Origin of the sequence: Falsiruegeria litorea R37, from assembly GCF_900172225.1 — a bacterium.
Taxonomy (GTDB): domain Bacteria; phylum Pseudomonadota; class Alphaproteobacteria; order Rhodobacterales; family Rhodobacteraceae; genus Falsiruegeria; species Falsiruegeria litorea.
Genome location: NZ_FWFO01000001.1, coordinates 300,263 through 321,059, shown reverse-complemented (window position 1 = coordinate 321,059; position 20,797 = coordinate 300,263). Strand labels below are relative to the sequence as shown.

Sequence of the window (20,797 nt, the reverse complement as noted above, 5' to 3'; positions counted from 1 at the left end):
TCCGTGTTGGGGTGAGTGGTGGGCAAATCTGCCGCCCCTGTATCAGAGGGCCGGAAAAAAGAAAAACCCCCGCACCAGAAGTGCGGGGGTTTTTTGTCAGCTACCGGATCGATCAATCGCGGCTTTCGGGCGTATCGACCAGAGTATCGAAATCATCGTCACCGATGATGTCGCCATCCATAACCGGAGCAGCCAGTGCAGCCGCGGCTTCGGCCTCTTCGCGGCGCGCTTCGATCACGACGTTGTCGCGCTCGGTCGCGATGCCGCGGACGCTTTGGGTTGCACCACCGGTACCAGCCGGGATCAAGCGACCCACGATGACGTTCTCTTTCAGGCCGACCAGTTTGTCTTTCTTACCTTGGACAGAAGCCTCGGTCAGAACACGTGTGGTTTCCTGGAACGACGCCGCCGAGATGAACGACCGGGTCTGCAGCGAGGCCTTGGTGATACCCAGCAGGATCGGCTCACCCTGAGCCGCACGTCCACCGCGGGCCAACGTCTTCTCGTTGGCTGCGTCGAACTCTTGCTTGTCCACGTGTTCGCCTTTGAGCAGCGTGGTGTCACCCGAATCCAGGATCTCCCACTTCTGCAGCATCTGGCGCACGATGACCTCGATGTGCTTGTCGTTGATCTTCACGCCCTGCAGACGATAGACGTCCTGAACCTCGTCGATCATGTAATCCGCCAGCGCTTCGACACCCATGATGGACAGGATGTCATGCGGCGCAGGGTTGCCGTCCATGATGTAGTCGCCCTTCTGGATGAAGTCACCTTCCTGGACAGGAATGTGCTTGCCCTTGGGCACCATGTATTCGACCGGATCCTGTGACTCGTCCGACGGCTCGATGGTGATGCGACGCTTGTTCTTGTAGTCGCGGCCAAAGCGCACGTAACCATCTTCTTCGGCGATGATCGCGTGGTCCTTGGGACGACGTGCTTCAAACAGTTCGGCCACACGCGGCAGACCACCGGTGATGTCCTTGGTCTTGGCACCTTCACGCGGGATACGCGCGACAACGTCACCGGCTTTGACTTTCTCACCGTCTTCAATCGACAAGATCGCGTCCACCGACATCGGATAATGAACCGGGTTGCCCGCGTCATTGCGGACCGGCTCGCCATCTTCACCCATCAGGATGATCTCGGGCTTCAGCTCGTTGCCTTTGGGTGCCGCACGCCAGTCGATCACGATCTTCTGGGTCATGCCTGTGGCATCGTCGGTCTCGTCGCGCACGGCGAGGCCAGACACCAGGTCGACATATTTTGCAGTACCGTCCTTCTCGGCGATGATCGGCAGGGTATAGGGATCCCATTCGAACAGCTTGTCGCCACGGGCGATCTTGTCACCGTCCTTGACGAACAGCTTGGAGCCATAGCCCAACTTAAAGTTGGCACGCTCTTCGCCATGCTCGTCATTGATGATCAGCTTCATGTTCCGGCCCATCACCAGGTTTTCACCTGCCGAGTTCGCCAGAATCTGAGCATTTTCAAAGACGATGACACCGTCCTGACCAGCCTCTTGGAACGACTGCTGACCACCCTGAGCAACCCCGCCGATGTGGAAGGTCCGCATCGTCAGCTGAGTACCAGGTTCACCAATCGACTGTGCCGCGATGATGCCGACGGCCTCGCCGGTGTTCACCATGGTGCCGCGCGCCAGGTCACGGCCATAGCACATGGCGCAGACGCCCTCTTCGGCCTCACAGGTCAGCGGACTGCGGATGCGTGCCGATGCAACACCGGCCTCGTCAACAGCGTCCGACATACGTTCGTCGATCAACTGACCAGCTGCGATCAGAACCTCATCCGTACCCGGCTTAAGGATATCCTCGGCCGCGACACGGCCCAGAATACGCTCGGCCAGAGACGCCACAACCTCACCGTCGTTTACGGCGGCCTCGGCAGTGATCGCAGTGTCAGTGCCACAGTCGTGCATACGAACAATGCAGTCCTGCGCCACGTCCACCAGACGACGGGTCAAGTAACCCGAGTTCGCAGTTTTCAGAGCGGTATCCGACAGACCCTTACGGGCACCGTGGGTCGAGTTGAAGTACTCGAGAACGGTCAAACCTTCTTTAAAGTTCGAGATGATCGGTGTCTCGATGATGTCGCCGTTCGGCTTGGCCATCAGGCCGCGCATGCCGCCCAGCTGTTTCATCTGAGTAACCGAGCCACGCGCACCCGAGTGGGCCATCATGTAGACCGAGTTTGGCTCCTTGTCCGAGCCATCTTCGGCCTTCTGAACGTCCGAGATCGAGCCCATCATGGCGTCGGTGACGCGGTCGTTACACTTCGACCAGGCATCAACAACCTTGTTGTACTTTTCGCCCTGAGTGATCAGGCCGTCCATGTACTGCTGTTCAAAGTCTTTCACCTGATCGCGGGTTTCGTCCACGATTGACCACTTGTCGTCCGGGATCAGCATGTCGTCCTTACCGAACGAGATACCAGCCTTGAACGCCTCGCGGAAGCCCATGGTCATGATCTGGTCACAGAAGATGACGGATTCTTTCTGACCGCAGTAGCGATAGACGGTGTCGATGACCTGCTGCACTTCTTTCTTACGCAGCAGACGGTTCACCAACTCGAACGGCGCCTTTGCATTGGCAGGCAGCAAAGCACCCAGACGGACACGACCAGGCGTGGTTTCAAAGCGTGTCAGCACTTCGTTGCCTTCGTCGTCGTACTGCGGAACACGCGCGGTGATTTTGGTGTGCAGGTGCACAACACCGGCGTCCAGCGCGTGCTGAACTTCTTCGATCGAGCCGAACACCATGCCTTCGCCCGGCATGCCTTCGCGTTCCAGGGTCAGATAGTAGAGACCCAGGATCATATCCTGCGACGGAACGATGATCGGCGCGCCGTTTGCAGGCGACAGAACGTTGTTCGTGGACATCATCAGAACACGCGCTTCCAACTGGGCCTCAAGGCTCAGCGGGACGTGCACGGCCATCTGGTCACCGTCGAAGTCGGCGTTAAAGGCCGAACAGACCAGCGGGTGCAGCTGGATCGCTTTACCTTCGATCAGAACCGGCTCAAACGCCTGAATACCAAGACGGTGCAGTGTAGGTGCACGGTTCAGCATGACAGGGTGTTCGCGGATGACTTCGTCCAAGATATCCCAAACTTCAGGACGCTCTTTCTCGACCAGTTTCTTCGCCTGTTTCACGGTCGAAGACAGACCCTTGGCTTCAAGGCGCGAATAGATGAACGGCTTGAACAGCTCGAGCGCCATCTTCTTGGGCAGACCACATTGGTGCAGCTTAAGCTCCGGACCGGTCACGATGACCGAACGGCCCGAGAAGTCGACGCGCTTACCCAAAAGGTTCTGACGGAAGCGACCCTGCTTACCTTTCAGCATGTCCGACAGTGATTTCAGCGGACGCTTGTTGGCGCCGGTGATCACGCGGCCACGACGGCCGTTGTCGAACAGAGCGTCCACAGATTCCTGCAGCATCCGCTTTTCGTTGCGGACGATGATGTCAGGTGCGCGCAGCTCGATCAGACGCTTCAGACGGTTGTTCCGGTTGATCACGCGGCGATACAGATCGTTCAGATCCGAAGTCGCAAAGCGACCACCATCCAGCGGCACCAGCGGGCGCAGTTCCGGCGGGATGACCGGGATCACGGTCAGAACCATCCACTCAGGACGGTTGCCCGACTCGAGGAAGCTCTCAACGACTTTCAGACGCTTGATGATCTTCTTGGGCTTCAGTTCGCCGGTGGCTTCGGCCAGATCAGCGCGCAGCTGCTCAGCTTCGGCTTCCAGGTCGATCGCGGCCAGCATTTCGCGGATCGCTTCGGCACCGATGTTGGCGGTGAAGGCGTCCATGCCATACGCGTCCTGCGCATCCATGTACTCTTCTTCGGTCAGCATCTGGCCATAGCTCAGGTCGGTCAGACCGGGCTCGATGACGACATAGTTTTCAAAGTACAGAACACGTTCCAGATCGCGCAGCGTCATGTCCAGCATCAGACCGATGCGGGACGGCAGCGATTTCAGGAACCAGATGTGTGCAACGGGCGCGGCCAGTTCGATGTGGCCCATACGCTCGCGGCGCACCTTCTGGAGGGTAACTTCGACACCGCATTTTTCGCAGACAACGCCGCGATACTTCATGCGCTTATATTTGCCGCACAGGCATTCGTAATCTTTGATCGGGCCAAAGATACGCGCGCAGAACAGACCGTCACGCTCGGGCTTGAACGTACGATAGTTGATGGTTTCCGGCTTTTTGATTTCGCCATACGACCACGACAGAATCCGCTCCGGCGAGGCCAGCGAGACCTTGATCTCGTCAAATACCTTCGGCGGCGTCAGCGGGTTGAACGGGTTATTCGTCAGTTCCTGGTTCATTTTGCGTCCTTACAAATTGGGATGGGATGAGTGTGGGGCGTGACCGCCCCTACTCTTCCTCCGCATCCAGGAGTTCCATGTTCAGGCCGAGGCCACGGACTTCTTTCACCAGAACGTTGAACGATTCCGGTACGCCCGCTTCAAAGTTGTCCTCGCCCTTGACGATCGATTCATAGACCTTGGTCCGGCCAGCGACGTCATCCGATTTCACGGTGAGCATCTCTTGCAGGGTGTAGGCGGCGCCGTAAGCTTCCAGAGCCCAGACCTCCATCTCACCAAAGCGCTGACCACCGAACTGCGCCTTACCACCCAGCGGCTGCTGAGTAACAAGCGAGTACGGGCCGGTCGAACGCGCGTGGATCTTGTCGTCGACCAGGTGGTGCAGTTTCAGCAGGTACTTGATACCCACGGTCACCGGACGCGCAAACTGCTCACCCGTACGCCCGTCGAACAGAACCGATTGACCGCTTTCCGAGAAGCCCGCACGCACCAGCGCGTCGTTGACGTCAGCCTCTTTGGCACCGTCAAAGACCGGCGTTGCGATCGGCACACCACGGGTCACGTTGCCAGCTGCTTCGACCAGTTCAGCCTCGGTCAGATCGGCCAGCCCCTCTTCGTAAACGTTGTCACCATAGGCATGGTGCATCGCTTCACGTACCGGCGTCAGATCGCCCGAACGACGGTATTCCTGCAGCGCATCATCGACGTTCAGACCCAGACCGCGCGCGGCCCACCCCATATGGGTTTCAAGAATCTGACCAACGTTCATACGCGAGGGAACACCCAGCGGGTTCAGACAGAAGTCAACCGGCGTACCATCGGCCAGGAACGGCATGTCTTCCATCGGTACAACCTTGGAAATAACACCTTTGTTCCCGTGACGACCGGCCATCTTGTCACCCGGCTGCAGCTTGCGCTTCACCGCGATGAAGACTTTGACCATCTTCATCACACCCGGCGGCAGGTCGTCGCCACGGCGGACTTTCTCGACCTTGTCTTCAAAACGGGCATCCAAAGCGCGCTTTTGCACTTCGTACTGCTCGTTCAGAGCCTCAACCACCTGCGCGTCCTGCTCGTCTTCCAGGGCCAGTTGCCACCACTGACCACGGATCAGCGTGTCCAGCAGCTCTTCGGTGATTTCCGAACCGGCGCGGACCCCTTTGGGGCCTTTGACGGCGGTTTTACCCAGCAGCATGCCTTTGAGACGAGCATAGATGTTGCGGTCCAAGATCGCCATTTCGTCGTCCCGGTCACGGGCCAGACGCTCGACTTCCTCACGCTCGATTTGCAGCGCACGCTCGTCTTTTTCGACGCCGTGACGGTTGAAGACGCGCACTTCGACCACAGTACCGAAATCGCCCGGCTTCACGCGGAGCGAGGTGTCCCGCACGTCGGATGCCTTTTCACCAAAAATGGCGCGCAGCAGCTTCTCTTCCGGGGTCATCGGGCTTTCGCCCTTGGGTGTGATCTTGCCAACCAGAATATCGCCCGGCTCAACATCCGCGCCGATGTAAACGATGCCTGCCTCGTCGAGGTTGCGCAGCGCTTCTTCACCGACGTTCGGGATATCGCGAGTGATCTCTTCCGGGCCCAGCTTGGTGTCACGAGCGGCGACTTCGAATTCCTCGATGTGGACCGAGGTAAAGACGTCATCACGCGCGATACGTTCGCTGATCAGGATCGAGTCTTCGTAGTTGTAACCGTTCCAGGGCATGAACGCGACGACCACGTTCTTACCCAGAGCCAGTTCACCCATATCCGTGGACGGACCATCGGCAATCACTTCGCCTTTGCGAACAGTGTCACCTACTTTCACCAGCGGGCGCTGGTTGATGCAGGTGTTCTGGTTCGAACGCTGGAACTTGCGCATCCGGTAGATGTCAACGCCAGCGTCGCCCAGTTCCAGATCCTCGGTGGCGCGGATAACGATACGCTGAGCATCAACTTGGTCGATGATACCTGCGCGTTTCGCCATATAGGCCGCGCCTGAGTCACGGGCCACAACTTCTTCGATACCGGTGCCGACCAGCGGTGCCTCGGCCCGCAGCAGCGGAACCGCCTGACGTTGCATGTTCGAACCCATCAGAGCACGGTTGGCGTCGTCGTTTTCCAGAAACGGAATGAGCGAGGCCGCAACAGAGACCAGCTGCTTGGGCGATACGTCGATCAGGTCCACATTTTCACGCGGGGCCAGGGTGTAGTCACCCGATTGACGGGTCGACACCAAGTCGTTGATGAATTTGCCGTTCTCGTCCAGCGTCGCGTTGGCCTGAGCCACGGTGTGACGCATTTCTTCGGTCGCGGACATGTAGTGAACCTCATCGGTCACCTCGGCGTCTTTGACAACGCGGTAAGGTGTTTCGATGAAGCCGTACTTGTTCACGCGGGCAAAGGTGGCCAGCGAGTTGATCAGACCGATGTTCGGACCTTCAGGCGTTTCAATCGGGCACATACGACCATAGTGGGTCGGGTGAACGTCGCGCACCTCAAAGCCAGCACGCTCGCGTGTCAGACCACCCGGGCCAAGCGCCGAAAGACGGCGTTTGTGGGTAACCTCGGACAGCGGGTTGGTCTGGTCCATGAACTGCGACAGCTGCGACGAGCCAAAGAATTCACGAACAGCAGCAGCAGCCGGTTTTGCGTTGATCAAATCCTGCGGCATGACGGTGTCGATCTCGACCGACGACATACGCTCTTTGATCGCGCGCTCCATGCGCAGCAGGCCGACGCGATACTGGTTTTCCATCAATTCACCGACCGAGCGCACACGACGGTTGCCCAGGTGGTCGATGTCATCGATGTCGCCACGGCCGTCACGCAGGTCAACAAGCGCCTTGATACAGGCGACGATGTCTTCCTTGCGCAGGGTGCGCTGCGTGTCTTCGGCATCCAGTGCCAGACGCATGTTCATCTTCACACGGCCAACAGCCGACAGATCATAACGCTCGCTGTCGAAGAACAGCGTGTCGAAAAGGGCCGACGCCGCTTCGACGGTGGGCGGCTCGCCCGGACGCATGACACGGTAGATGTCCATCAGCGCGGTGTCGCGGCCCATGTTCTTGTCCAGCGCCATGGTGTTGCGCATGTAGGGGCCGACGTTGACGTTGTCGATGTCCAGAACCGGGATGTCGGTGACACCGTTGTCCAGCAGTTCCTTGACGGTGCCGCCAATAATGTCGCCGTCCTTGTCATACTCCAGGGTCAGCTCATCACCGGCTTCGACATAGATCGCGCCGTTTTCTTCGTTGATGATGTCTTTGGCGACAAATTTGCCCACGATGTGATCGAACGGCACCAACAGGTCAGTGACGCTGCCCTCGTCGATCAACTTCTTGACCGCGCGCGGGGTGACCTTCTTGCCTGCTTCGGCGATGATTTCACCGCTGCCCGCGTCAACCAGATCATAGGTCGGACGGGTGCCGCGTACACGCTCGGGGAAGAACGGGGTGACCCAACCTTTGTTCTTGTCCAGCTTGTAGGAAACCGTGTTGTAGTAAGCGTCCATGATCGCTTCTTGATCCAGACCCAAAGCGTACAGCAATGTGGTGACTGGCAATTTACGGCGACGGTCGATACGCGCAAAGACGATGTCTTTGGCGTCGAATTCAAAGTCCAGCCAGCTGCCGCGATACGGGATAATGCGGCAGGCAAACAGCAATTTACCGGACGAGTGGGTTTTGCCCTTGTCGTGATCGAAGAACACGCCAGGCGAACGGTGCATCTGGGACACGATCACACGCTCGGTGCCGTTCACGATGAACGTCCCGTTCGGTGTCATCAGGGGCATATCGCCCATGAACACGTCCTGTTCTTTGATGTCCTTGACCGACTTTGCGCCGGTGTCTTCGTCGACATCAAACACGATCAGGCGCAGTGTAACCTTCAGCGGGGCGCTGTAGGTCATGTCGCGCTGCATGCACTCTTCGACGTCGTACTTGGGCTTCTCCAGATCGTACTTCACAAACTCCAGAACAGAGGTTTCGTTGAAGTCCTTGATCGGGAAGACCGATTGGAACACACCCTTGATGCCTTCGCCGTCCAGCGGCAATTCCGCATCGCCGGAGCGCAGGAACAGGTCATAAGAGGATTTTTGAACCTCGATGAGGTTCGGCATATCCAGCACTTCGCGGATCTTGCCATAGTATTTACGAAGACGTTTCTGGCCAAGGAACGTTTGAGCCATGTCAGATGTCACCTTTTCAAGTTCTCACCGGTCAAGTCTGCCGCCGGGCCCCGGCAGCTTGGCCATTCGAGACAACGCGATCGGATCAATTCATGGCCACCGTCCCGAGTGGCAGCCTCCCGATCCATGAACCGCGTCTTAGAAAAGGCTTTGGACAACAAAGCCCTTTCTAAGACAGGTTCGGCTGGACCCGGATTTCTCCGGGCCCAGCCAAATTTGCGATGCATCAACGACGCATCTGTCGTGCGGCTTAGGCCAGCTCGACTTCGGCGCCAGCTGCTTCCAGCTTGCCTTTGACGTCTTCGGCTTCTGCCTTGTCGACACCTTCTTTGATCTTGCCGCCAGCTTCGACCAGTTCTTTGGCTTCTTTCAGGCCCAGGCCTGTCAGAGCGCGAACTTCTTTGATCACGTTGATCTTCGAAGCGCCGGCGTTCTTCAGAACGACGTCGAATTCGGTTTTTTCTTCCTCAGCTGCGCCACCGGCGTCGCCACCGGCTGCCATGACAACTGCGCCGCCTGCTGCGGGCTCGATGCCATATTCGTCTTTGAGGATGGTTTTCAGTTCTTGTGCTTCCAGCAGGGTCAGACCCACGATGCTTTCTGCGAGTGCTTTCAGATCAGCCATTGTATCAGCTCTTTCCGTTTACAGTGTGTGTGTTCCAACGTCTTTGGGATATCCCGACGCCAGTCATTCAGTGCTAACCGCTTACGCAGCTTCCGCCTTCTCTTCGATGGTCGAAAGGATGCTTGCGATGTTGCTTGCAGGTGCGCCAATTGCGCCAGCGATGTTCGAAGCGGGTGCGCCGATGCAGCTTGCGATCTGAGCAATAAGCTCTTCGCGCGAAGGCATTTTCGACACGGCTTCGACGCCGGCACGGTCCAGAGCGTTCTCGCCCATTGCACCGCCAAGGATTTCGAACTTTTTGTTCTCCTTGGCGAAGTCCTCGGCAACCTTGGCCGCAGCCACAGGATCCTCGGAATAGGTCAGAACGGTCATACCCGTCAGCAGGTCGGCGATGCTTTCACACGGCTTTCCGTCGAGGGCGATTTTGGCGAGCCTGTTCTTGGCAACACGAACAGCACCACCCGCGTCACGAGCACGTGCGCGAAGGTCCTGCATCTCAGCAACTGTCAGACCGACGTAGTGGGCAACCACAACGACGCCAGAGCTTTCGAAGATTTGGCCGAGTTCCTCGACCACTTTCTCTTTCTGGGCTCTATCCACAGTTCTCTCCAAGTTTGGGGCGTCAGACACCCCGGCTCATATTTGCCGGAACCGAAATCCCGGCGTTTAGGTCCGCAATACGGGGTTGAGCCAAAATTCGCCCGAAGGTCCAGCCCTCGATCTCATTGGTCTTTCCCGTCTCAGGCAGGAGATTAAGACCTTTCGCAAGGTCACCCACCGTCTTGGACGAAACAAAATAAAGCGCACGACGAATCGCACGCTTTATTCCGCACTCCTACTTAAGGCAGAGAGATGAGGTTTCCAAGAGGTAAAACAAACGATCGGGCGGAATTCAGCCCGAAAATGCATCGCCAAAAACGCGACGCGCAACTGCATCCAGATCCAGATGCAAATCCAGGCGCGCACCTTCGGCCTGCAGCCGATCCATCACCTCGGGAGAAGCCTTGTGCAGGCGCGCATGCAATCTCTGCAGTTCCAACTCGGCATTGCCCGAGTCCATTGCCGCCTCGATCCGCTGCGTAAGCGGCACGGTAAAGCCGCGCGAGCCCGCCCGCCAAGCCAGTTTGCCGTGCCATGCATCATAGTCCAGGCCGATGAAATGCAACAGATAGGCGCCGTTCTGGCGCCCGATCATGCGCTCGACCATCGGCTCGCCATTGCGGCGTTGCGGCCAATGCTGGCGCAGCGAGACACCATCAAGACCAGTCCGGGTAGCAGATTTGCCTTGCGGGTGCCCCACCAGCCCCCTGCGGCGCGGGCCAAACAGTTCAGCATTATCCGCATAGACACGACGCGCCACATCCCGCTCCATCGGCAGGCGAAAGGTCAACGCAACCTGCGCGACCAACGGCTCAACGATCTCGGCTGTTTCGATGCGAATGCACTCGGTCTCGGGCGCTTGGGTGGTCAGCAGACCTGCAATGTTGCCCTCGGCCACATAAACAAACTCATCCGCATCCACGTTCAGCAGCCAGTCCTCAGACGTGGTGCGATAGATGTGACTCAGGGCAAAGTTCTGGCGCTTGGGGAAACGGGTATCCTGCGTCAGACCCAGCCCTTCCCAGAATTCAGAAGTACAGGGGATGCAGGTAATTTTGGGGTGGTCGCCCAAGACCCCGATGGCGGGGTCTTGGGGATTGTCAAACATCAGGGTCAGACCATCAGCGCCGGCCTCCAGATACCAAGCCGCAAACCGAAGCGTATCGGCCAGCGTCTCGTTCAGGATGGCTCCGACGCGCCAGGTTGCGGTCATGCCCTACCTCCGGCTTATTCGCCAGCGGCCTGTGCGACGTCGATCGTCACGCCCGGACCCATGGTCGAGGACAGCGCGATCTTTTTCATGTAGGTGCCTTTGGCGCCCGACGGGCGTGCTTTGGCAACAGCCGAAACAAAGGCGCGAACGTTTTCAACCAGCTTGGCTTCGTCGAAGGACGCTTTGCCAACACCGGCGTGCACAACGCCACCTTTTTCCGCTTTGAACTGAACTTCGCCACCTTTAGCTGCTTCCACGGCCGCTTTGACGTCCATGGTCACGGTGCCAACCTTGGGGTTCGGCATCAGGTTGCGCGGGCCCAGAATCTTACCCAGACGACCAACGACGGGCATCATGTCCGGGGTCGCAATGCAGCGATCAAATTCGATGGTGCCGCCCTGGATGGTTTCCATCAGGTCTTCTGCGCCAACGATGTCTGCGCCAGCGGCCTGAGCTTCTTCAGCTTTGGGGCCACGTGCGAACACAGCAACGCGCATCGCTTTGCCGGTGCCATTCGGCAGACCGATCACGCCGCGAACCATCTGGTCTGCGTGACGGGTGTCAACGCCCAGGTTCATTGCGATTTCGATGGTCTCGTCGAACTTCGAGGTTGCGTTGGATTTGACCAGTGCAACAGCTTCTTCCACCGACAGGTTTTCCTTGCCAGCGACAGCTTCGCGCGCAGCGCGGGTGCGTTTACCAAGCTTTGCCATCTTACTTCACCTCGATGCCCATGGAGCGGGCAGAGCCCAGGATGATCTGCATTGCGCCTTCGATGTCGTTGGCGTTGAGATCTTTCATCTTGGCTTCGGCGATTTCTTTCACCTGAGCCACTGTCACGGTGCCAACGGTTTCACGCGACGGGTTGTTTGCACCCGACTTAACCTTGGCGGCCTTCTTCAGGTAGTAAGACGCGGGCGGCGTCTTGATGTCCATGGTAAAGGACTTATCCTGATAGTAGGTGATCACGGTCGGGCACGGCGCACCGGGCTCCATTTCCTGCGTCTTGGCGTTGAACGCCTTGCAGAATTCCATGATGTTGATGCCGCGCTGACCCAGAGCCGGACCAACCGGCGGGGACGGGTTTGCTTGACCTGCAGGGACCTGCAGTTTCATTGTACCAGCAAGCTTCTTGGCCATTATGCCAATCTCCTTGATAACTCCGCACCGAACGCGTCCGGGCGGACATGTTAACGTGGTCAGGGTCGGTGATCGCGATCACGCCGCCTCCCACAGGGGAATCTGCCGCAAAAGCAGCAGATGTGGGCTTTAGAGCATCGCTGGAGCTATTGCAAGCACCCCTCTCAGGGTGTCCATAGCACCGTGCCAGGATAGAACTGTGACCAGGCGAACCAGAACGCCTGATGACTGCCCAGATCGGACCCATCCGCGCCAATCGCCTTGATCCCGCCCGCATCCAATTTCAGCCGAACGTTTTCATAAGCGATCTCTTCTCCTGCGCGCAGGGCAAGGAAAGCCTTGTTACGGGGAAAAGCCACCGGCGTACCCGAGGCCGTGACCACGCCGATCACATCCTCCTGAACCCCCAGTCTTGGATCGACATCTCCAACCGGAAAGATCGGCCCATTCGCATCGCGACCGTTGCGAAAGTCAAAGTCACGCCCCAAAGCCAACTCTTCGACCAGAACCGTCGTTTCCGGATGGGCACGACGCCAGGAACCCCAATCTGACGTAACAACAGTTGCCTGTTCCAACTCAATGCCCCGACGCGCCAACGGCCCAGTTACAGCCTTGCCCAGAAACGTGTCGAACACCGAAAAGGTCTCGAGATCGTACATCACCTTGTTGGAACGGATCAGCAGGCCCGAAGTGCGCAGGACAGGGCGCTTGACCCCCGCGGGTAATCCGTCCGTGAAATAAGCCTGTGCCGCGCCACACAGCGTGCAATAGGGAATTCCCAGATCGCGACCGCCAAGCGTGTCATTAACCATCTCGCGCACTTCCATGATGCGACGTGGATAGGCGCGGTATTCACCGTTCACCTCGATCCCGAAGACAATGTCGCTGTCTTTGAGCCATGTCGCGTCCTTGGCTGAGCTGACCTCGGGGTTGTCAGCCGCCGGGATGCAATTGCAGGCGATGTCGGTTTGATCAAAGGGGCGATCATCAATCGGCACTCCGCCCCAGGACACCAGCCGCCAGTCGACATCCCCTTTGACAAAGATCCGGCTCCAACCTGGTACAAGCTGGGTGAAGATGGCGCGCTTGGTCTTAAGGTATCCGGGATAGGCCGGGATGTCCCAGGCAATGAGATGGTCGGTCACCTGATCCCAACGCTGGTCCGAAGTATAGGTGATCCCCAACAAAGTCGCGGCTGCCTCGGCCAGAGAATCGTCAAAACTCTGCCGCCAGGAAAAGCGCATCATGTCGCTGATGGCCCAGGCAATGCGCGGATCTTTGGACTGCGCGATCGTGGCAAGGGCGTCTTGCTGATCCGGTCCCCAAACAGATTGCTTCAGACTGTCGACCAAAGCCGTACGCACCGCCCGCTTGAGCTCACGAGAGAGCGATCGTTTGGGAACTGCGGGCGGCTGCCCGAATTCTTCGATCACGTAAGCAGGCAGTTGGCTCGCTTGCTGCGCGTCTGCCGACGTTGGCACAGCAAAGAAACTGCCAGCCCGAAACAGCAAACACAGCACCCGGATGCAGGAATTGAAAACGGAAAACATGAACGCCTCGCTCAGCTAGCCCTGTGAACCCACCCATCCCGGGCGCCAGTTCTTCTAAGCGTACTGTCGAAGCAATTGCGCCGCCGATCCAATCACGTTCACTCAGAGATAGGTGAACAGGATTGGATCGGCGGCGCTAAAGAGATCAGGCACACATCGCGCCCGAAGCGTCATCAGATCTGTTTGGTGACCTGAGTGAATTCCAGCTCGACCGGGGTTTCGCGGCCAAAGATCGACACCGACACCTTCAGGCGCTGGTTGTCGTCGTCGACCTCTTCGATCATGCCATCGAAGTCTTCGAAGGGGCCATCGTTGACCTTGACCTTTTCGCCCACTTCGAAGGTGATCAGCAGCTTGGGTGCCTCTTCACCTTCCTGAACGCGGCCCAAGATGCCCTGCACCTCGGCATCACGCATCGGCATCGGGCGGCCTTGCGGACCCAGGAAACCAGTGACGCGGTTGATCGAGTTGATCAGGTGATAACCCTGATCCGACATTTCCATGTGAACCAGAACATAACCGGGCATGAAACGACGCTCGGTCGTGACCTTTTTGCCGCGACGAACTTCGATCACCTCTTCGGTGGGAACCAGAACTTCATCGATGTCATCTTCCAGACCCTGTTCGGCCACGGAGGTGCGAATCTGTTCCGCGATCTTCTTTTCGAAGTTCGAAAGTACGCTGACCGAGTACCACCGTTTCGCCATGAACCTGCCGTCCTTGTCCTGTTCAGCCTGCCCATGTGGGACCGGCCCAAAAACCTGTGTTTGCCTGCGACCTATCCTGCCGCAGCTTCCGGAATAAAAAGCGGCGTGCAACTCGAATCGCCGCACGCCCATCCCGAAGGTAACGCGTCACCTACTCTGACAACGCAAAATGCGCAAGAGGTAACGCGGTATTTTGCCAGTTCAGGCTTAGCTGAACATACCCAAAACCAGCTTGAGCCCCTCGCGGATCGACAGATCGACCAACGCAAAGAACACAGCAGTCAGGGCCGCCATGATGAACACCATGACCGTGGTCAGCAGAACTTCGCGGCGCGTCGGCCAGACGACCTTGGAAACCTCGGCGCGGACCTGCTGAATAAACTGGATCGGATTGGTGGTGGCCATTTGGCTGTCATTCCTTCTCTACCGAATGAAGGGGACATAACGGGGCTGGCGGGCAAATTCAAGGCCGCTTTGCCGCTCTGCCCCCATGCTGGTCACACCTGGCCGTGATCCACCTGTCGCAATCGGGCAAACGGGTCGCTTGCCATCTTGCGCGCTACAGCTTTGCTGCGACCACCAGGCCAATGAGAGGTCATTCCGCCCAAGGGGTTTTGAACCGCCCCAAGCCAGGACGTCTCATGCCCATTTTGCGGCAAGATTCTCCACACCAGAACCCCCACAGCAACCAAGGTTCCATACGGCGAGGGCAGAATGACAAGACCAGCAATCGCAGCCACAGCCAGCAGCCCGCCGATCCACACCCGGGTCGCGCGTTTGGGCAAGGGTGCCGCTTCAAGACATACGTGCGGTCCGGAGTGAGGCCGCGCAACCGCCAACGCCCGCTCTGCCCCATCAGATGAGACGACCGGACCGCGTGTAAAATCGCCCTTTGGCGCCAAGACGGCCCGGCGCCGCGTCACAAACTTACCCAGTGCAAGCAGGACCAACAGACCCGCAATACCATACCCGATGGTTCGTGCTCTTTTCTCTGCGCTTGGGTCTAGCGCCAGGGCAACGTCGCGCCCATGAAGAAACGGATTGAGGAAAAAGAAGTTTTTGGCCGGGGCCACACCCTGCTCTTTCATCGCCTTGAGCGCCACATCCGAAAAGGACATTGAGCTCATCGCTTGGCCATTCAGCGTCAATTCGAACCCCTGAGGCAGCAACCCGCTCAGGAATTGACCCGAGGCATCCAAAAACGCCTCACGCTCAGCCTCGGTCAGGATGATCCCCGCCCGTGCGATCCTGGACCCTTCCGGGTCGTCCCGCCCTGCCATCACGTACATGTATCGCATGCCAGTTGTGATCCCGCTCTTGGATTTGGTCAGAACCGTGTTGTGCTCACGGTTGATCCACCCCGACACCACCACCTCATCGGCGAGCGCGCGGTTGTTGGCGGGATCATACGCGCTCAGATCAACCACGTCTGGTGGAGCTTGCCTTAGTGCCTGCGCCCTGTCGGCCTCACGCTCTTTCCCTTGGACAACGGCCTGTTCGGTCAAATACCCGACACCCACCGCTAACAGCAAATACACCCAAAACGGCAACTTGAAGAACAAACGCAACATTTAAGAATCTCCAAAACAAATTCCTGGAGTCCTCACTGACGCCGAAATGCGTCAACACTTGGTCACGGACATGTCGTTAGTGGTTTTTCCGGGATTATTCCGGTGGCATCAAATACTCGGCGTCACTTACCAGCTCGAGCCAATCTGCAACGCGACCCTCATGCGCCTCTTGCATCGCCAGATGAACCATCCCCGTATCCGGGCCAGCACCGTGCCAGTGCTCTTCGCCCGGTGGGATCCAAACCGTGTCACCGGCCTGGATCACCTGTGGAGGCTTCCCGCGCAACCCGACCAAGCCCACCCCACTGAGCACATGCAACGTCTGCCCCATCGGGTGTGAATGCCACGCCGTGCGCGCGCCCGGCTCAAACCCTACGCGCAAAGCGCGCAGACGGGCAGGTTCCGGGGCTTCGATGATCGGATCCTGCCAAACAGTGCCTGTGAACCACTCTGCCTTGGCCTTGCGGGTGGGCCGGGTGCCTGCACGGTAGATGTCCATCTGGTTTGGATCCTTTCGGGTTACGGCTTGGGCTTGTCGTCCCATTCATCGCTGAGGATGCGCCGCGCATCCCCTTCGGGATCGTCATATTGGTTGCTGCGCACAGTATAAAGAAAGGCGATCAGGCCAACGGCCCCCAAAAACAGGGAAATCGGGATCAGGAATGAGATCACTTCCATAGGTTTACCTTAGCCTCAGCGCGTTGAGCGAAACCGTAATCGAAGAGGTCGACATCGCCAAGGCGGCAATCAGCGGCGTTGCCAACCCGGCGACAGCCAAAGGCACGGCAATCACGTTGTAGACGGTCGCGATGCGGAAGTTTTCGCGAATCCGCCGCGTCGCTTTTTTGGCGACGTCGCAAGCCTCGGAAATCGGGGACAGGTCCGTCCCAAGCAGCACGATGTCCGACGCCACACGCGCCGCATCCAGCGCCGTTGCAGGAGAGATCGACACATGCGCCGCGGTCAGCGCCGCGGTGTCGTTCAAGCCGTCGCCCACCATCAGAACGCGCTGTCCCCGTTCGGTCATCTCGGCGATCCGGGCGGCCTTGTCCTGCGGCAAGGCCTCGGCCAGCCAATCCGCGATGCCAAGGCGTTCGGCCAAGGCCTGAACCGCACCGGTGGTGTCGCCAGACATCAATATCACCTGCTTGCCCGATGCGATCAGCGATGAAACCGCCTCTTCGGCCCCGGGGCGCAGCGCGTCGTTGAACCGGAACTCAACCGGATCCGCCCCATCCACCGACATCCACGCAGCGGTATGCACACCCTGCTCGGCACCAACCCAGGCAGCGCGACCAAAACGAACGGTTTTGCCGTTCAGCATGCCTTGGGTGCCAAAGCCCGGAACTTCGGTCACTTCGGTGATGTCGGCAGGCGTGATTCCTGCCGACTTGACCGCCTGGGTCACCGCCTGAGACAGCGGGTGTGATGAGGCCTGCGCCAAAGCGGCGGCAAGCTCGGTCGTCTCCAGCGGAATTTCACCCAGGTTCGTCAGTTCAGGCGTCCCTTGGGTCAAGGTTCCGGTCTTGTCGAAGACCACCGTGTCGATCTCGGCCAGCCGCTCTAATGCGGTGGAGTGTTTGATCAACATCCCCTTCCGGAACAACCGACCAGAAGCCGCAGTCGTCACCGCAGGCACGGCCAGACCAAGGGCGCAGGGGCAAGTGATGATCAGAACCGCAGCAGCGATATTCAGCGCCGTACGCAGATCCCCGGAATAAAGATACCAACCGACAAAGCTGAGCGCAGACAGAATATGCACGCCCGGCGCATAAAGCTTTGCCGCGCTATCCGCCAACGACGTGTACCGCGAGCGTCCGGATTCGGCGACAGCCACCAGATCGGCCATTTGGTGCAAGGACGTGTCCGATCCAACGGCCGAAGCGCGGATTGTCAGCGGCCCAGTCAAATTGACCTCGCCCGCGCTCACGCTCGTGCCGGGTTCCGCGTAAACGGGAACGGTTTCCCCGGTGAGCAGCGACCGGTCGAGTTCTGACTGCCCTTCGACAATCTCGCCATCCACTGGCATCCGCCCACCGGGACGCACCCGGATCAGATCACCCACCCGCAGGTCGGCCACGGCAACCTCATGCTCGACGCCATCCTCGATCCGCAACGCGCGAGGTACCTCAAGCGCCGATAGCTCCTGCGCCGCCGATCGCGCAATGGCGCGGGTGCGGTGATCCAGATAACGGCCCGCCAACAGGAAAAACACCAGTGTCAGAGCCGCATCGAAATAGGCATGCTCGCCACTGAGCGCCGTTTCCCAAAGCGAGGTGACCAGCGCCAGCACAATGGCCAACACAATCGGCACGTCCATGTTCAGGCGGCGCACGCGAAGCGCGCTCCAAGCGCTTTCAAAAAACGGCTTGCCCGCAAAGGCAATCGCCGGCAACGCAATCGCCGCCGAGATCCAGTGGAACATATCCCGTGTCGCATCCGTGGCACCCGACCAGACGGACACCGACAAAAGCATGACGTTCATCGAGGCAAAGCCCGCCACCGCCAATCGCATCAACAGCTCGCGCCCGGCCTTGTCACTGCCAGTGACGGACAAGGCGCCCGCGTCCAACTCGTGCGCCTCGAACCCTTCGGCCTCGAGCACCGGGATCAAAGCATCGGCACGCATCTCTGGCTCGGCCTGTATCATCGCCCGTTTGAGCGTCAGATTGACCCGCGCCGATTGCACCCCCGGCACCGCGTTCAAGGCCCGCTCAACCTTGGAGATGCAGGCCTGACAGTGGATGGTCGGCAAGGACAGAGCCAGTTGCACATCCTCGGGGATCGGGCGCGCGGGCTCGGTCGGCGTTGCAACACAGCCGGGACAAGCCGCTGCGGGCTGTGGTCGTGCAGTGGCCGTCGCCATCAGCTCAGCCCCTCACATCCAGCACGACGCGCTGGACGAACTCGGTGCCGTCCTGCGCTTTGGCCTTCAAACGGATGTTCCAGTTGCCACCACCCAACGTCGCCTTGGCTACATATGCGGTACCATCGAACTGGAAATCCGGTTCAAAATCCTCTTTCACATGGGTTGCGCGGCCCAAAACGGCCTCAAGCTCGGCCACCTGAACCGGCTGACCCGCCTCATCCAATATCGACAGGATCACCAAACCGCCCTTGGCCTTGGCATCAACGGTCCAACCCAACCCCTCTTGCGCGTCACGGCGTTCGTTGAACTGCTGCGAAGCGACGTAGGAATTCTTGGCCTCAAGCCCCGGAAAGGTCGCCACAGCGTTATAGGCCAGGATCAGATTGACCGTGATGATGATCCCGAAGGCACCAACAAAAATGGCCAACATATGTTTGCCGGTAAACTCACGCTCGGCCATGATCAGTTGCCCTTCCCGTTAAAGTTCGTGTCCTTGAACGCGCGATCGCCGTTCGACGTATCCTCGATCCAGATGCGGACTTCGGTGCTTCCGGTGTTGGATGGGCCCGCATCTTTGGGCGCCACGATGTACACCCGCTGCAAGAACGAAGTGTCGGCAGGCACGTCCACTGTATCACCAGAAAGCCCCTCGAGCTCAATCTGCATGGAAGGGTCGCCTACGATGGACAGCTGGAAGGGTCGCTCTTCCCCGTGCTTGTTGCGCAAACGTACGTCATAGGTGTTGCGGATCGAGCCGTCCGACAGGGTCACAAAGGTCGGATTCCGCACCGGGGCCACGGTCAGTTCGATGTCCGACCGGATGAACAGCGCAAACAGCAGGCCAACACCCACGAGCGACCAAAGCGAGGTGTATAGCATCGTGCGCGGACGGAAGATGTGCTTCCAGATGTTCTTAGGCGGCTGCCCTGCTCGCTCGTTTGGCTCGTCACTCAGCGCCATATAGTCGATCAGACCACGCGGCTTGCCGATCTTGTCCATCATGTCGTCACAGGCATCGATGCACAGGGCGCAGGTGATGCATTCCATCTGCTGACCATCGCGAATGTCGATACCCATAGGGCAAACGTTGACGCAGGCCATACAGTCGATGCAGTCGCCAAGTTCGGAATCGGCGGTGCGCTTGCCCTTGCCGCGCGGCTCGCCCCGCCATTCGCGGTAACCGACCGTCAGCGTATCCTCGTCCATCATCGCCGCCTGAATGCGCGGCCATGGACAAGCGTAGATACAGATCTGTTCGCGCGCGAAACCGCCAAAAAAGAAGGTTGTTGCGGTCAGAATGGCCATGGTGGTGTAAGCGATCGGATGCGCATTGCCGGTCACCAGATCCACGGCGAGCGTCGGCGCATCCGCGAAATAGAACACCCAAGCCCCACCGGTTGCCAGACCGATCAGCAACCAGGTGATCCACTTGGTCACCCGCAAGCGGACCTTACGGAAATCGAGTTTCTTCTGACGATGCAAGCGCAGGCGTGCGTTGCGGTCGCCTTCGATCCAGCGTTCCACAAGGATGAACAGATCGGTCCATACGGTCTGAGGGCAAGCGTATCCGCACCAGACCCGGCCAAGCGCCGAAGTGAACAGGAACAACCCAAGCCCCGCCATTATGAGCAAGCCGGCGACAAAATAGAACTCATGCGGCCAGATCTCGATCCAGAAGAAATAGAACCGCCGGTTCGCCATATCCAAAAGCACCGCCTGATCCGGCAGACTCGGACCGCGGTCCCAGCGGATCCAGGGCGTGAGGTAGTAGATCCCGAGGGTCACCGCCATGATGATCCATTTGAGGTTACGGAACGGCCCTGACACGCGTCGCGGAAAAATCGGTTCCCTGGCGGCGTACAGGCTGGGGGCGGGCTCGGAATCGCTCACGGCGTCACTCCAGATAATGGGGTTAATCGAGGCGTGTTTTCACAGGTTATACATGAGGCAACTTTGACATGGGTCAAAAAGCGCATCCAAGG

16 protein-coding genes are annotated in these 20,797 nt (G+C 58.8%); all 16 read right to left on the bottom strand.

What is annotated here, in order from left to right:
- Positions 1-112: 112 nt before the first annotated feature.
- The 16 genes from rpoC to ccoG all read right to left on the bottom strand — a co-directional run bounded on the left by rpoC (position 113) and on the right by ccoG (position 20,705).
- A complete protein-coding gene (gene rpoC, locus TRL7639_RS01560; RefSeq protein ID WP_085794055.1) occupies positions 113-4,357 on the bottom strand; it encodes a DNA-directed RNA polymerase subunit beta' in 4,245 nt (1,414 codons plus the stop codon).
- Positions 4,358-4,406: 49 nt separating this feature from the next.
- Positions 4,407-8,540, bottom strand: a complete 4,134-nt coding sequence (gene rpoB, locus TRL7639_RS01555) for a DNA-directed RNA polymerase subunit beta (protein WP_085794054.1) — start codon at positions 8,538-8,540, stop codon at positions 4,407-4,409.
- A 250-nt stretch (positions 8,541-8,790) separates the two neighbouring features.
- Positions 8,791-9,165 carry a 50S ribosomal protein L7/L12 gene (gene rplL / locus TRL7639_RS01550; RefSeq protein WP_085794053.1) on the bottom strand — a complete coding sequence of 125 codons (375 nt, stop codon included), beginning with the start codon at positions 9,163-9,165 and terminating at the stop codon, positions 8,791-8,793.
- An 81-nt stretch (positions 9,166-9,246) separates the two neighbouring features.
- On the bottom strand, positions 9,247-9,765 hold the full coding sequence (gene rplJ, locus TRL7639_RS01545; RefSeq protein WP_085794052.1) for a 50S ribosomal protein L10: 519 nt from the start codon (positions 9,763-9,765) through the stop codon (positions 9,247-9,249).
- Between the two features lie 292 nt (positions 9,766-10,057).
- A complete protein-coding gene (locus TRL7639_RS01540; RefSeq protein ID WP_085794051.1) occupies positions 10,058-10,978 on the bottom strand; it encodes a glycosyltransferase family protein in 921 nt (306 codons plus the stop codon).
- Between the two features lie 14 nt (positions 10,979-10,992).
- Positions 10,993-11,691 (bottom strand): 50S ribosomal protein L1, encoded by a 699-nt coding sequence (gene rplA / locus TRL7639_RS01535; RefSeq protein ID WP_085794050.1) that lies wholly within the window; start codon positions 11,689-11,691, stop codon positions 10,993-10,995.
- 1 nt (position 11,692) lies between these two features.
- Positions 11,693-12,118 carry a 50S ribosomal protein L11 gene (gene rplK, locus TRL7639_RS01530; protein WP_085794049.1) on the bottom strand — a complete coding sequence of 142 codons (426 nt, stop codon included), beginning with the start codon at positions 12,116-12,118 and terminating at the stop codon, positions 11,693-11,695.
- A 164-nt stretch (positions 12,119-12,282) separates the two neighbouring features.
- Positions 12,283-13,668: a DUF3179 domain-containing (seleno)protein gene (locus TRL7639_RS01525; protein WP_085794048.1), complete on the bottom strand. Its 1,386-nt coding sequence runs from the start codon at positions 13,666-13,668 to the stop codon at positions 12,283-12,285.
- 173 nt (positions 13,669-13,841) lie between these two features.
- Complete coding sequence (gene nusG / locus TRL7639_RS01520) at positions 13,842-14,375, bottom strand: transcription termination/antitermination protein NusG (RefSeq protein WP_085796206.1); 534 nt, start codon at positions 14,373-14,375, stop codon at positions 13,842-13,844.
- A gap of 207 nt (positions 14,376-14,582) precedes the next feature.
- Positions 14,583-14,780 carry a preprotein translocase subunit SecE gene (secE, locus tag TRL7639_RS01515; protein WP_085794047.1) on the bottom strand — a complete coding sequence of 66 codons (198 nt, stop codon included), beginning with the start codon at positions 14,778-14,780 and terminating at the stop codon, positions 14,583-14,585.
- A gap of 92 nt (positions 14,781-14,872) precedes the next feature.
- Positions 14,873-15,946, bottom strand: a complete 1,074-nt coding sequence (locus tag TRL7639_RS01510; protein ID WP_085794046.1) for a hypothetical protein — start codon at positions 15,944-15,946, stop codon at positions 14,873-14,875.
- Between the two features lie 94 nt (positions 15,947-16,040).
- The gene (locus tag TRL7639_RS01505) at positions 16,041-16,445 is read right to left on the bottom strand and encodes a (R)-mandelonitrile lyase (RefSeq protein WP_085794045.1); all 405 of its coding nucleotides are present in this window, start codon (positions 16,443-16,445) and stop codon (positions 16,041-16,043) included.
- Between the two features lie 20 nt (positions 16,446-16,465).
- Complete coding sequence (gene ccoS, locus TRL7639_RS01500) at positions 16,466-16,624, bottom strand: cbb3-type cytochrome oxidase assembly protein CcoS (RefSeq protein ID WP_085794044.1); 159 nt, start codon at positions 16,622-16,624, stop codon at positions 16,466-16,468.
- 4 nt (positions 16,625-16,628) lie between these two features.
- Complete coding sequence (locus TRL7639_RS01495; RefSeq protein ID WP_085794043.1) at positions 16,629-18,812, bottom strand: heavy metal translocating P-type ATPase; 2,184 nt, start codon at positions 18,810-18,812, stop codon at positions 16,629-16,631.
- 4 nt (positions 18,813-18,816) lie between these two features.
- A complete protein-coding gene (locus TRL7639_RS01490) occupies positions 18,817-19,275 on the bottom strand; it encodes a FixH family protein (protein WP_085794042.1) in 459 nt (152 codons plus the stop codon).
- Between the two features lie 2 nt (positions 19,276-19,277).
- On the bottom strand, positions 19,278-20,705 hold the full coding sequence (gene ccoG / locus TRL7639_RS01485; RefSeq protein ID WP_085794041.1) for a cytochrome c oxidase accessory protein CcoG: 1,428 nt from the start codon (positions 20,703-20,705) through the stop codon (positions 19,278-19,280).
- Positions 20,706-20,797: the final 92 nt, after the last annotated feature.